This window comes from Nocardia sp. NPDC023852, assembly GCF_040639505.1.
Classification (GTDB): domain Bacteria; phylum Actinomycetota; class Actinomycetes; order Mycobacteriales; family Mycobacteriaceae; genus Nocardia.
The window spans coordinates 256,294-269,018 of record NZ_JBFAAB010000001.1; the positions used below are offsets into that span (position 1 = coordinate 256,294).

Here is a 12,725-nt window from a genome sequence, read left to right on the forward strand (position 1 = left end):
CTGTCTGGGACGTTTGTTGGCAAGTAGTGAAAGGTGACTTTCGATGGGGTCCCAGACGGTGGTCGCCGACGTTGCCGATGAGCTGGCGCGCAGGGTTGCGGCCGGGGAATATCAGCCGGGGGGTCTTATCCCGTCGGTGCGTCAGGTGGCCGAGGAGTTCGAGATGAACCGGGCGACCGCGCAGCTGACCCTCGGTCGGCTGGAGTCGTACGGCTTCGTCGAGGCACGGCGCGGCAAGGGATTCACGATCCGTGACGTCCGCGAAGCGGGTGGCGTCGACGTGTACCGCCAGCTGTTCCGTTTCTCGATTCCGATGCCGGGCATCGCGGTCGAAATGTTCCGCGACATCGTCGACGTCGAGCGCAGCCTTGTGCGGGAGGCGCTGCTGGCGTACACCAGAAGCGAGCAGCAGGTCGATCCGGCCGAACTGAAGACCTCGATCGACGAACTCGAATCGTTGGCACGCCAGGCGGATCCGGACCTCCGGCAGATCTTGGCCATCGAGGTCATGTTGGTGCGCAGGCTGCTCACCGCGCTCGGGCACACCATGCAGCGGGCGATCCTGAACTCGATCGGCGAGCTGGTGCTCGGGGTTCCGGAGGCGGTCGAGGCGTTCTTCGCCGGCGCGCCGGATCTGCATGTGCTGGTCTGGCGGGCGTTCGCCGCGGTGTGGGACTCCGGCTCGGGACCGTCCGATGCGCAGATCGCCCTGTTCGAGGACCTGCTCGGCAGCTACCACGAGAAGGTGGTCCTGCGGTTCGAGGAACTCGTCGGCGGGGTCGATGAGCAGTCGCGTGTGGCGCACGCCTTCCCGGCGTAGTTGTATTTCGTACACTGCATAATCTGCTGAGTCGCGAATGAATCATGGGTTGAGCGCTACTCACCGTCATCGCACCGGCGGAAAGTTGCTACTGCCTTCTGAGGAAAATTCTGTCTCAGACAAGGCGGGTAATGCCTTTGTCGCGCTGTGGGCGTCCGCTGCGGCCATCTGAGGGTGGTCGATTCGCGCAGAATCGAAGATGACTCGGCCGCAGACGAATCACGCGCAGCCCGCCGGATCCGCTCGCGAACTTGCCTTTGTCGCATGCCGATCGGATTCGAGCTCACCAGGTGGGATACCGGGTAGCTCGTCGCCGATCCGATCGAGCGGCAGACCCGAGTCAGAGGCCGCCGTTGAGCTTGTTGAGACGATCGCAGGCCTCGACGTACTCCTCGATGAGCCGATTGATCACGTCGGCGGAGCGCTCCACCCGGTTCATCATTCCGACGATCTGGCCGACCGGATTGAAATTGACGTCCTTGGCGGCCTCGGGGTACCGGTGCCCGCGCTTGACGCCGTCCAGCGCGACCATCATCTGCAGCGGCATCGGCAGCGGGTCCGGGCTGTCGGCCTGCTCCCAGGCCTCGGTCCAATCGTTGCGCAGCATGCGAGCCGGCTTGCCGGTCCAGGCGCGCGAACGCACGGTGTCGTGGCTGCTGGCGTCGATGTAGGTCTGCATCTGCGCTGGTGGCACATTCGCCTCCTCGACGGTCAGCCACAGCGAGCCGGTCCAGGCTCCCGCCGCGCCCATCGCCATCGCGGCGGCAACTTGCCGGCCGTTGCCGATGCCGCCCGCGGCCAGCACCGGCAGGTCGCCGACGGCGTCGATCACTTGCGGCCACAGCACCAGGGAGGAGATCTCGCCGCAGTGCCCGCCGCCCTCGGTGCCCTGGCAGACGACGAAATCCAGGCCGGCGTTCTTGTGGTTGAGCGCGTGCTTGACCGAGCCGCACAGTGCGCCGATCAGCCTGCCGGAGTCCTGTACCTGCTTGATCACGTCATCAGGCGGGGTGCCGAGTGCGTTGGCGACCAGTTTCGCCTTCGGATGCCGCAGAATCACCTCCACCTGTGGGCCCGCGGTGGTCGCGGTCCAGCCGAGCAGCTGGTTGTGATGCTCGCCCTCGGGCAGCCGAGGCACGCCGTGGTCGGCGAGGATCTTCTCGGCGAATTCGCGGTGTCCCTGCGGAACCAGTTCGGCCAGCTTGGCCTCCAACTGCTCGGGGGTAAGGCCGTCGACGCCCTTGCCCTCGTACTTGGAGGGAATCACCAGGTCGACGCCGTAGACGCCGTGCACGTGCTCATCGAGCCAGGCCAGCTCGACCTCGAGCTCCTCGGCGGTGAAGCCGACCGCACCGAGCACGCCGAGACCGCCGGCGTTGCTGACCGCGGCCGCCACGTCGCGGCAATGGGTGAACGCGAAGATGGGGAATTCGATCCCGAGTCGTTCGCAGATTTCGGTACGCATGGCGTGCTGATCTCCCTAACTGCTCCGCCGCGAACGGCGCGGCGCAGATGTCCTAGAACGAGTTGCATAATTGTCGCGTGCTCTGCGGTGGCCGCGCCAGGTCGAATCAGCCGCAAGCCGCAGATATCGCCATGACGCGGCCGCGGCTTCCTCGACTGGCTCATGCACCATGCGTCGACAGTAACACGTTCTAGTTTCTGCGGGTCCAGGTTCGGCGGCAACTTCCGATCGGTCTGTTCAGGCGGCGGCCCGCTCCAGTTCGGCGAGGGAGTCCTCCAGGTGATCGAGCAGCCGGGACAGCTGCGGCACGCTGCGGCGGCAGCCGACCAGACCGAAGTCCAGATTGCCCGCGGTGGAGGTCAGCGTGATGTTCACGGCTTGACCATCGAACGGGATCGACAACGGGTAGTTGGCGTCGAGGCGCGCGCCGTTCCAGTACATGGGCTCACGCCGGCCCGGCACATTGGAGATGACGACGTTGAACGTCGGGTTGGCCCACGCGATGAGCGCGGGCACGAGATTGACGGCGAGGGGGCTGAGCAGCAGCGCGGACAGCGCCATCGCCTGGTTGCTCGATAGCGAGCGGTAGACCTCCTTGCTTTTGCGCATCGATTCGCCGACCACGCGCAGCCGGTCCAGCGGATCGGCGACATCCGTGCCGAGATTGCACAGGACAGCGCCGACCTTGACGCCGTTGGTCTCATGGTCCTCGTCGGCCCGCAGCGACATCGGCACCATCGCGATCAACGGCTTGTCCGGTAAGGCATCTCGTTCGATCAGATACCTGCGCAGCGCCCCTGCCGACATGGCGAGCGCGATGTCGTTGACCGTCGAGCGAGTCGCCTTCTGTACCTGCTGGAGCCGCTCCAGCGACCAGGACCGGACCACCGATCGGCGCGCGCCCCCGATCGGCACATTGAACATGGTGCGCGGGGCCTCGAACGGCAGGGTCAACCGCTGCTGGAGCAGAGCCGCGCGGGCGGCGCGGAGCAGCGACGTGCCGGAAGCCGCCGCCGACAACAGATTTCGCGCTGGGTCGCGCACACCCGATGGGGCTGCCGCGCGCTTGCGCGGCGTGCGGGGCAGGTCCCATGGCACCCGGGCCACGGCCGAGGACGGGTCACTGGTCAGCGTGCGCTGCAAGAGGCGCTGGGCGGAGACGCCGTCGATCAACGCATGATGCATCTTCGAATACACCGCGAACCGTCCGTCGGTCAGACCCTCGATCAGATATATCTCCCACAGCGGCCGATGCCGATCGAGCAGTGTGCTGTGCAGGCCAGAGGCCAGCTCGACCAGTTGATCGATCCCGCCGGGACCGGGAACGGCCAGCCGCCGGACGTGATAGTCGAGCTCGACGGCCTTGTCGTGCGTCCACGCCAGCTGCGGCGCCCCGAGAAATGTCGCCGGACGCTTGCGGAAGGTGGAATCGATATCCTTGTGGCCCAGTAGTTTTTCGTATGTCTGCCTGGCGAAGTCCGAGCCCGCCTCTTCCGGCGGTTCGAAGAGTTGCAGTGAACCGACATGCATCGGGTGTTCGCGGGATTCGGCGAGAAGAAAGACGGCATCGATCGGCGCGATGAATTCCATAGTGAGTCGCCCCCTGACGACAGTGGTGAAAAGCGTTGGAATTTCAGATCGACCACATTGTCGGCGGGCCCGCGCAGCCAGGGAACCAGCGCGACACCGTCAACCTACCCGGACCGGATGAACTGTGTTCGGTGAATCACAGAACCTTCGACGCCAGCAGGTAGGCCTGACCGAACCGTTCGCCGGGAACCGGCTCGCGGACCATGCGGGCGATCATGGTGAACCCGGCCTCGGTGAGCAGACGGGCGAGCCTTTTCGGCGCCCACCGGTAAGCGAGAGTCACTTTGTGGTCGAAGGCCTCCACCGCGTCGGGCAGGTCGGCCGTCTGGAATGCCAGCAGTACGTGGCCTTCAGCCGCGAGTACCCGATGAAACTCGCGCAACACCTGCGGGATGCGATCGGGCGGAATGTGGATCAGCGAGTACCAGGCGACGAGGCCGCCGAGTGTACCGTTGCCGATCGCTAACTGCTCTAGCGAACCCTGGGCGAAGGACAGGTGTGGAAATTCCGCTCGAGCGAGCGCGACCATGCGTGCCGAGAGATCGATGCCGAAGACTTCCGCACCCAGTGTCGCGAGGTGCGCGGTCACCCTGCCAGGGCCGCAACCGAGATCGGCCACGGCCCCGGAACCGTTGTCCGCCACCGACTCCGCAAACGCGGCGAGCATCGCCCGGTCGAGCGCTTGACGTTCCAGTTGGTGCTTGAAAAGGTTGGCGTAAAGGTCGGCGATGCCGTCATAGGCGGCGCGGGTCGTCGCTACGTCGGCAAGTTCGGTGGCCACGGGATCTTCGGTGGAATCAGGCACGCTGTGCAGGGTATTACGCGGTCGGATCGAAAGCTCGAGCGACGGACAGACTGTCCTCGTACACGTGGTGGCGGGTGATCAGACCCTGCTCCACCGTGAGGTGCAGTGCGAAGCGTGCACGGTAGGCGCGTCCGGTCGGCCGCGCGGTCTGCCGGATCTCCCCGAGTACCACAGCGTCGTCGCCGTCGACGAGTATCCGGTCGACGCGCGTCGCAGCCTCCTCCGGCACATGGTGCTCGGCGAGCGAGCGGAAGTGCGCGGCAGCGTCCCCCCTGGTCGAGCGGTGCCTGATCCACGGTGTCGCCGCGCGACCGTGCTCGGCCTGCGGCCAGTCCAGCTTCCAGTCCGGATCCTCGGCGTACAGCTCGGCGATGGCTTCGGGATCGCCGGAACCGATGCGGCGCAACAGCTCTTCGACCACTGCGCGGGTAGCCGACGATGTGACTGACGACAACGGCATGTCCTCTCGAAACGAGCGCCCCGATCGATCCGCAGCGCGTGCTCTTATTCTCGCCACGGCTACGCCGCGGGGCGATTACCTCTCGGGTAATCCAGCGACGGCCTTCGGTGCGTCGGGGACCGCGTCGGGTCCTGCCTCGTCGCGGCTGCGGGCGGTGCCGAAAATAGAGCCGAGGACAACCAGCGGGAAGCCGATCACCATGCCGGCGGTCAGCGGCTCGTCGAGTGCCGTGACGCCGAGCAGGATCGCCACCGCCGGATTGATGTAGGTGACAACCGTCGCGCGCGCCGGTCCGACCTCGGCGATCAGTGCGAAGAAGAACAGGAACGCCGAGGCCGTGCAGATGACGGCGAGGCCGAGCACCGACCAGGCGGAGTCGGCGGTGATGTGCGACGGCCACACCCATCCCGCGAACGGGGCATAGATCGCCGCGGCGACCAGCAGCGAGCCGGTTACCACGCCCATCGGAGGCAGGTCGGCCAGCGCGCGGTCGATGACGATCGGGCCGACCGCGTACCCGATCGTGGTCAGCCCGATCGCACCGACGGCCGCCGGATTCGACAGGTCGATGTCCAGGCCGACGAGCGCGGCGACGCCGGCGAACCCGACCATCAACCCAGCCACTCGGCGCGCGTCGAACCGCTCGTGGCCGAGTGTGGTCACGATCACCATGGCGATCAGCGGAACCGCCGCGATCAGCAGCCCGACGGTCGAGCTGTGCAGCGTGGTCTCGGCATACCCGATCAGGAACCACGGCCCGGTGATCTCCACCAGCGTGTAGAGCAGCAGCGGCCGCCAGCGGCGGAACACAGGTGCGAGCGCCTTGGTGTACAGCGCGATCGGCAACAAAAGCAGCCCGCCGATCAGGGTGCGCCCGAATGCGACGACGATCGGGTCGAGATCCTGCACCGCGATCCGGATCATCGCGTACGGCACGCCCCAGATCACACCCATCGCCAGGAACAGCGCCCACCCGCGTCGCGTCATCGCGCGACCACCGATTCGCACGGGCGACGGGGAAAGATCTCGGTGTCTGACATGCTCCGCTCGCTTTCGATCGAATGGAGCTTAGACAACTGATCCGATGATCCGACAGATCGGGTACGCCAACGGTTTTCGGCACGGAGGCCGGTGGTGGAGGTCAACGCCCAGGACATGCTGGGGCTTTTCTCGGTCGAGCTTGCCGTGAGCCCTATCCTGGCCGGGTTCAGCTCCGCGCTGGCCGACCGAGACGACCTGGTCGCATCATTTTCCCGCCCATATCGCCCGAAAGTTTCAACCGTCGGTTCAACGATAATGTGAAGTGTCATGAATGTGGCTGACGAGAATCTGATGATCGAACTCAGCATGGCTGAACTGCGCGAGATCACGGGCTATGCCGTGGCCTGTGCGGAGCCCGCCTTGGCGATCTTCGAACGTGAACGCCCTGACGATCAGCGCCCACGAGCCGCGATCGACGCTGCGCAGGCGTTCGCGGACGGAGGGAAGCGGACCAAGGCGATCCGTGACAGCGCGTGGGCGGCACACCGGGCGTATCAACAGACACGCGAGGGAGGGCAGGCTGCGGCGAGCGATGCTGCGCGCGCGGCCGTTGCCGCGGCCAGTGCGGCGTTCCTGCATCCCCTGGCGAAAGCGACTCAGGTCCTGCACATCCTCGGACCGGCCGCCCACGCGGCTCGAGCCTTCGAGCTCGATGCCGGTGACGACCGTAATGTCGGCGCCGACTACATCGAGGAGGTAAGAGGTCTAGCCAGCCCCATCGTGGTGAGTGTCCTGACGCGTTACCCCAACGCCCCGAGTGGTCGCGGCCGTGCGGGAGAGCTATTGCGGGAACTGGACGCATCGTTGCGAAGACTGGCGACCGACCGTTAACCGATCGTCGTCCCCCCGTCAGGACACCCCGCCGAGCCAGGTTCTTCAGCGTTCAGCGCCGACAGGTCAGGGCGACGAATCGATCCCGGTGCGTAGATTCGCGACTCGATGGGTGTAAGGGGTCTGGTTGCGTCGTTCGCGTTCGGAAAACGAACATCCCACTCTTCGGTGGCGGGAGCCGGCGGCATTGTCGGCCGATTCGAGGCCGCTGCCCGTACGGATCCGATCCTGCGCGCTCGCATCGAGCAGGTCGAAGACGGCAGGCATACCCGCGCGGTTCTCCGATGCCGCGCCAGATCTTCCTCGCCGACGCGGACACCGAATTCCGGCTCCGCCTGAGTGAATTCGACCAGTGCGTGTCATGCTACGACCACCGACGCCGCGATCCTTGCCGAACTCCGGAGACATCGGCGGTGGCCCACAGCGCCGACAATCGCGGGTACGTTCGCGGGCCCACGGATCCGAGACGGGTCAGTTGATGTGCTGTCCTCACCTCCCACTGGTGGTGGTCGGCGCTGCGGATTCCGTTGTCGTGGTCGTCGGCGCTGCGGCGGTCGGCTTCGTAGTCTCAGTGGTCGCCGCGACCGAAGACGGAGTCGGTGGGGTTGCCACCTTCGGTATGACTGCCGTACTTGTGCTCTGGGACGGCGGCACCGTGGTCGTCGGCACCGTGGTCGTCGGCACCGTGGTCGTCGGGTCACTGCTGATAGCGGTCTTCGTTGGGGTGGCGCCGACGGTCTTCGTGGGGGTGGCGCTGGTGGTCTTCGGTGACGCAGCCGCGTCCTTGGTCGGTTCACTCGTCGGCGCTGCCGAAGTGGCCGCCACCGCTTTGTATGCGGCGGCGAGGTCCGCCGCTTCCGGCTTGGCGGTCGTGTCGACCGGCTCCCCAGCCTGCGCCTGCTTCGCCAGGTGGGTGAGCCAGGCGGCCGCATACTCGGCGGATGTCAGTGGCTTACCGTCGGCGGAGTTGGCGTCACGCCAGTAGTCGAAGTGGTGACCGGTTCCGTTCGGCCCGAGGGTGAGCTGGTACGGGTCGCTCATGATTACGGGGATTGTGTTCTGGTTCGTCACGATGAGACCGATGATCTCGTTGAGCACCTTCTGCGGCAAATATGCCAGGGGCGACATCTCGCTGGTCGAGATCGACTCGGCCTTCGCCGTGGCCTTCGGCGTCGCACCTGGCTTGTATGCCGGGTCCGACACCCTCAGCAGCACCTGAAGGAAGGTCTCGTCGCTCTGCATCCAGTTCGGTTGCGACTGAATGTCCGCGAACGCCGCAAGCGCTATACGGCTGAGGGCAACAGCGACGTCCTGCCCTGTGGCCGGCGTGAGCCCGTCTCGTTCGAGTGCGTCGACGTTCAACTGCCGGCCCACATTGACCGCCAGCTGCAGCAGTGAAATGTTCTCCGGGGCCGCACACGTGAGATCGCCGTCGGAGCAGAACGACGCGATCTTGCCGTTCAGCGCACCGAAGTCACCGCTGGTGCCCGGCAGCGCACCCCGACCAGGCGCCGGTTTCGTCCCGTTCTGATACCGCTGGTCGAATCCGTCAGGATTGCCGAACGGGTCCTCGGCGCCAGGAAACGGCCCCTCTCCCGCCGTGCGACCCGCGTCGGCGAGGATGACGACACCGACGACATCAGCCGGATCGACGATCCCGTATCCGCCGTCACGGTCGGCATCCTGATGTCCGATGTTCATCGCGACGCGGCGGACGACATCGGCGCCCTCGCTGTATCCGACGATCGAGAACTTGGTGTCAGGGCATGCCTTCGCGATTTCCCGCATCACCTGTTCCGTATTCGCGACACCGGTCGTGACCGCGTCTTCGTAGGTGGCCATGTTCGCCGGATACGCGATGTAGACAGCAGCGTACGAGCCGGGATCGACGGCATCGGCCGGAGCGTTGACGACCGGATCGACCCAGTCGCTGCGATGGTCACCGGACAGCGCTGCGGGCAATTCTTCACCGTTGGCACCGACGAGCATCTTCGTTGTCCCCGCGACCGGAGTGTCATTGCGGCCGGCCACCGAGATGGTCACCATGTCGTGGCATTCCGTAACGGACGCCGTGAGCTGTGTATTCCTGGTTTGCGGCGTTGATGTCAGTGTCCACGAGGCAGCGACGACCGCCACCACCCCCAACACTGCCGGCGCGGCAACAGCCGAAGTGATGCGATGCCGCACAAAGAACTCGCGAAGAGCCATGCCTGATCCCTATCCATAACCGACAAGTGGACGGACAGGCCCCCCCGAAGGGCCATGCGTCACCGAGGACGTCGTGGTTGGGGGGTCGAGCGTTACTGCGCGGATTGTTTGTTGATCTTGATTTCGGGGTAAAAGGCGTTGTTCTTCCCGGTCAACGGGTACTGCCGGCTTCCCAGGCCGACGACCGGCACGGCCGAACCGCACACTGCGCCATCGGTGTCAGTGATCAATAGGGACATGAAGCGCCGCGTCGATGTCCTGGGCATTCCCTGGACACAGGAATACCGACGCGGCGCCGGCGTCCAGGAGCCTCAGCCGCGAGCCATATCCACGAACCGCGAGAGGTGCAGCTGGTGTGCGACGGTGATTGTCGCTGTCGGGCCGTTACGATGCTTGCCGAGAATCAGGTCGGCCTCGCCCCCACGCGGGTCGTCGCGCTCGAAAGCATCGGGGCGGTGCAACAGGATGACCATGTCGGCATCCTGCTCGAGCGAGCCCGACTCGCGCAAATCGGACACCATGGGGCGCTTGTCGGTTCGTTGTTCGGGACCACGGTTCAGCTGACTGATCGCGACTACCGGAACTTCGAGCTCCTTCGCCAGCAACTTCAGGTTTCGGGAGAAGTCCGAGACTTCCTGCTGGCGGGATTCGACTTTTTTGCCAGAGGTCATCAGCTGGAGGTAGTCGACCACAACGAGTTTCAGATCGTGGCGTTGCTTGAGTCGGCGCGCCTTTGCCCGGATCTCCATCATGGTGAGGTTCGGCGAATCGTCCACGAACAGTGGTGCTTCGCTGATCTCGCTCATCCGCCGCGCCAGTTTGGTCCAGTCGTCGTCGCTCATTCGCCCGGAGCGCATATCGCCCAGCTTGATTTTCGCTTCGGCGGAGAGCAGGCGCATGACGATCTCGGTGCGGCTCATTTCCAGCGAGAAGATCACACTTGCCAGGCCGTGTTTGATCGAGCAGCTGCGCATGAAATCCATGCCCAGTGTGGAGTTATGGGTCGGCACCATCGTCTGGCCCGCGAGGTACAGGTGGTCGCTGTTGTCGACCTCCACGCATCGCACGGGGACCGAGTCGATCTTGCGAACGTCCACGATGCGCCGAGACTCGGAACATGCGGTGCTGGGCACGGAATGATTCGGTTCGTCGTCCTCGGTTCGCACGGTGTGGACGATTTCGCCGGTCGTGCGCACCGCAGGCCGAGAATCCTCGGAGCGGGCGACGGTGAGCCACTGATGCTGTTCGTCGGCGATGATCACTGTCCCGTCCGAGAATTCGATCTCGTAGCACGGGCGTTCGGTCAGTACGTCGGTTGCCGCGACCACCCGGGTGGGATGGCCCTGGGCATCGAGGAGTTCGGCGCCGACTCGGACCTCGCCCATCGTTGTCCAGCCGGACGATGTGGGCAGCGGGGTGTCGAGAGCCAGGGCCTTTCCTACGCCGGGCCTGGCCGCGACGATGATCATCTGGCCGGGATGGAGGCCGTTGGTGACCTCGTCGAGTTCGGTGAAGCCGGTGGGGACGCCGAGGGAGATGCCGCCGCGGCTGGCGATGGAATCGATTTCGTCCATCGTCGGCTGCAAGAGTTCCTCCAGCGGGAGGAAGTCTTCGGTGGTGCGGCGCTCGGTGACCTCGTAGACCTCGGCCTGGGCGCGATCGACCACCTCGGCGATGTCCTGGCCGTCGGCGCCCGCGTAGCCGTACTGGACGATGCGGGTGCCCGCCTCGACCAGACGGCGCAGGATCGCCTTCTCGGCCACGATCTCGGCGTAGTAGCCGGCGTTGGCGGCGGTGGGCACGGTCTGAGTGAGCGTGACCAAATACGGTGCCCCGCCGATGCGCTTGAGCTCGCCGCGGCGGTCGAGGCCCGCGGCGACGGTCACCGGGTCGGCGGGTTCACCGCGGCCGTAGAGATCGAGGATGGTGTCATAGACAGCTTGATGAGCCGGACGATAGAAATCACCGGGGCGAATCACCTCGACGACATCGGCGATGGCGTCTTTGCTCAAGAGCATGCCGCCCAATACCGACTGCTCGGCCGCCATGTCGTGCGGGGGCTGGCGCCCGAAGTCTTCGCCGGGGGGTTCGGGCGGAAAATTCGTGTGCTCGCGGCGGTCATCGGTGGCTGTCACCAGACTCGACCGTCCTCTCTACCCCACGACCGGGTTCTGCCCTATTGATGACTCGTTCTACTCCCGGGCACCGACACTTTCGCCTCGATCGGCCAGGTCCCAGCTACCGCCGCGGCCTGCCGGTTCCCGCCGGTCGGGTGGCAGCTCGCGCGCGGCAATGCGATGAACCTAGGTGACCCAGCAGTCGTCCGCCAAACCGGGCTGTGCACACGGCTGTGGATAAGTTGGGGACTGTTTGCCCCGTGTTGTGCACCCCCTGTGTGCAACCTGGGGAAAACCCAGGTCACTGCGGACAAACATCCAGATAGACATGGATTTTCGCATCACTCGGCGTGTGGATGAATCAAGTACCGGCGTGTCGACCAAGTTGAAGAGTCGGGCGTGTTGAGTGAACAGCGCGTAAGCGGAACATGACTCGTATCACAGTGCTACCGATTTATTTCGCCGGTAATCCACAGGTCGAACGACTAGAGGTCTGGGTGGTCGGCGACCGATTGCCAAGAATTTACCGAACGAAACATTTGGCAATATGCAAACTGACAGCTAACTAATTCTGTGGGATACCACGGCGCAGCCGAAGACCACTCCTGTGCGGGACACGGGAGTGGTCTTTCGACGTAGGCCCGAATCAGCTGGCAGTGACCGTCAGGTCGAACTTGGCCACCACGTCCGGGTGCAGGTGCACGACGATGCCGTGCTTGCCGGTCGTCTTGATGTGCGCCTTCGGCAGATCGATGCTGCGCTTGTCGACGACGGGGCCGCCCGCCGACTTGATGGCCGCGGCGACGTCCGCCTGGGTCACCGAGCCGAACAGTTTGCCGGTGCCCGCGGTCTTCACGGTCAGCGAGACCGACTCGAGGCGCTCGATGGCCTGCCTCAGCTCGTTGGCGTGGTCCAGATCGCGAACCCGACGGGCGTCCTGCGCCCTGCGGATTCCTTCGACCTGCTTCTGCGCGCCGCGGCTGGCCGCGATCGCCAGGCCGCGCGGCAGGAGGTAGTTGCGGCCGTAGCCGTCCTTCACCTCCACCGTGTCGCCGGGCGCACCGAGGTTGTCCACGTCAGCAGTCAGAATCAACTTCATTTGCGTGCCTCCCTTTCTCAGCGAGCCGTCGACACGTAAGGCAGCAGAGCCACCTCACGCGAGTTCTTGACCGCGACCGCGATATCGCGCTGGTGTTGCACGCAGTTGCCGGTGACACGGCGGGCACGGATCTTGCCGCGGTCGCTGACGTACTTGCGCAGCAGCGTCGTGTCCTTGTAATCGATCGAAACGGTTCCGGTCTTGCTTTCTTTGCAGAACGCGCAAGCCTTCTTCTTGAGCACCTTTTCGCGCGCTGGCGCTTTAGGCATGGTCGTGTACTCCGTAATCC

Annotated in this window: 12 protein-coding genes; 3 read left to right on the top strand and 9 right to left on the bottom strand. The window is 65.1% G+C overall.

Annotated elements, in window-relative coordinates; translation table 11 throughout:
- Positions 1–43: 43 nt before the first annotated feature.
- Complete coding sequence (locus tag AB0H00_RS01135; protein ID WP_357258864.1) at positions 44–820, top strand: GntR family transcriptional regulator; 777 nt, start codon at positions 44–46, stop codon at positions 818–820.
- A 340-nt stretch (positions 821–1,160) separates the two neighbouring features.
- Here the strand turns inward: AB0H00_RS01135 and AB0H00_RS01140 are convergent, their stop codons facing one another.
- From AB0H00_RS01140 to AB0H00_RS01160, 5 genes are all read right to left on the bottom strand, one after another.
- Complete coding sequence (locus AB0H00_RS01140) at positions 1,161–2,285, bottom strand: nitronate monooxygenase family protein (protein ID WP_357258868.1); 1,125 nt, start codon at positions 2,283–2,285, stop codon at positions 1,161–1,163.
- A gap of 237 nt (positions 2,286–2,522) precedes the next feature.
- On the bottom strand, positions 2,523–3,875 hold the full coding sequence (locus AB0H00_RS01145; protein ID WP_357258871.1) for a wax ester/triacylglycerol synthase family O-acyltransferase: 1,353 nt from the start codon (positions 3,873–3,875) through the stop codon (positions 2,523–2,525).
- A gap of 136 nt (positions 3,876–4,011) precedes the next feature.
- Entirely contained in the window at positions 4,012–4,680 is a 669-nt protein-coding gene (locus AB0H00_RS01150; RefSeq protein WP_357258874.1) for a class I SAM-dependent methyltransferase, read from the bottom strand.
- A gap of 13 nt (positions 4,681–4,693) precedes the next feature.
- Positions 4,694–5,134 (bottom strand): nuclear transport factor 2 family protein, encoded by a 441-nt coding sequence (locus tag AB0H00_RS01155; RefSeq protein ID WP_357258877.1) that lies wholly within the window; start codon positions 5,132–5,134, stop codon positions 4,694–4,696.
- Positions 5,135–5,215: 81 nt separating this feature from the next.
- Positions 5,216–6,127, bottom strand: a complete 912-nt coding sequence (locus AB0H00_RS01160; protein ID WP_357258880.1) for a DMT family transporter — start codon at positions 6,125–6,127, stop codon at positions 5,216–5,218.
- A 147-nt stretch (positions 6,128–6,274) separates the two neighbouring features.
- Between AB0H00_RS01160 and AB0H00_RS01165 the strand changes: the two genes are divergently transcribed.
- Together AB0H00_RS01165 and AB0H00_RS01170 are read left to right on the top strand one after the other, a co-directional pair.
- On the top strand, positions 6,275–6,442 hold the full coding sequence (locus AB0H00_RS01165) for a hypothetical protein (protein ID WP_357258883.1): 168 nt from the start codon (positions 6,275–6,277) through the stop codon (positions 6,440–6,442).
- 6 nt (positions 6,443–6,448) lie between these two features.
- Positions 6,449–7,012 (top strand): putative immunity protein, encoded by a 564-nt coding sequence (locus tag AB0H00_RS01170; protein WP_357258886.1) that lies wholly within the window; start codon positions 6,449–6,451, stop codon positions 7,010–7,012.
- A gap of 489 nt (positions 7,013–7,501) precedes the next feature.
- On the opposite strand, the gene AB0H00_RS01175 is transcribed toward AB0H00_RS01170, so the two are convergent.
- From AB0H00_RS01175 to rpsR, 4 genes are all read right to left on the bottom strand, one after another.
- Entirely contained in the window at positions 7,502–9,220 is a 1,719-nt protein-coding gene (locus tag AB0H00_RS01175; RefSeq protein ID WP_357258889.1) for a cutinase family protein, read from the bottom strand.
- Positions 9,221–9,531: 311 nt separating this feature from the next.
- A complete protein-coding gene (gene dnaB, locus AB0H00_RS01180) occupies positions 9,532–11,355 on the bottom strand; it encodes a replicative DNA helicase (protein ID WP_357258892.1) in 1,824 nt (607 codons plus the stop codon).
- Positions 11,356–11,983: 628 nt separating this feature from the next.
- Positions 11,984–12,436 (bottom strand): 50S ribosomal protein L9, encoded by a 453-nt coding sequence (gene rplI / locus AB0H00_RS01185; RefSeq protein ID WP_357258895.1) that lies wholly within the window; start codon positions 12,434–12,436, stop codon positions 11,984–11,986.
- Between the two features lie 17 nt (positions 12,437–12,453).
- The gene (gene rpsR / locus AB0H00_RS01190) at positions 12,454–12,705 is read right to left on the bottom strand and encodes a 30S ribosomal protein S18 (protein WP_327121395.1); all 252 of its coding nucleotides are present in this window, start codon (positions 12,703–12,705) and stop codon (positions 12,454–12,456) included.
- Positions 12,706–12,725 lie beyond the last annotated feature (20 nt).

Bases quoted from the DNA above. Each gene is read 5' to 3' on its own strand.
- AB0H00_RS01140 (WP_357258868.1), bottom strand. From the start codon at position 2,285: ATGCGTACCGAAATCTGCGAACGACTCGGGATCGAATTCCCCATCTTC.
- AB0H00_RS01145 (WP_357258871.1), bottom strand. From the start codon at position 3,875: ATGGAATTCATCGCGCCGATCGATGCCGTCTTTCTTCTCGCCGAATCC.
- AB0H00_RS01160 (WP_357258880.1), bottom strand. From the start codon at position 6,127: ATGACGCGACGCGGGTGGGCGCTGTTCCTGGCGATGGGTGTGATCTGG.
- rpsR (WP_327121395.1), bottom strand. From the start codon at position 12,705: ATGCCTAAAGCGCCAGCGCGCGAAAAGGTGCTCAAGAAGAAGGCTTGC.
- AB0H00_RS01170 (WP_357258886.1), top strand. From the start codon at position 6,449: ATGAATGTGGCTGACGAGAATCTGATGATCGAACTCAGCATGGCTGAA.
- AB0H00_RS01175 (WP_357258889.1), bottom strand. From the start codon at position 9,220: ATGGCTCTTCGCGAGTTCTTTGTGCGGCATCGCATCACTTCGGCTGTT.
- AB0H00_RS01135 (WP_357258864.1), top strand. From the start codon at position 44: ATGGGGTCCCAGACGGTGGTCGCCGACGTTGCCGATGAGCTGGCGCGC.
- rplI (WP_357258895.1), bottom strand. From the start codon at position 12,436: ATGAAGTTGATTCTGACTGCTGACGTGGACAACCTCGGTGCGCCCGGC.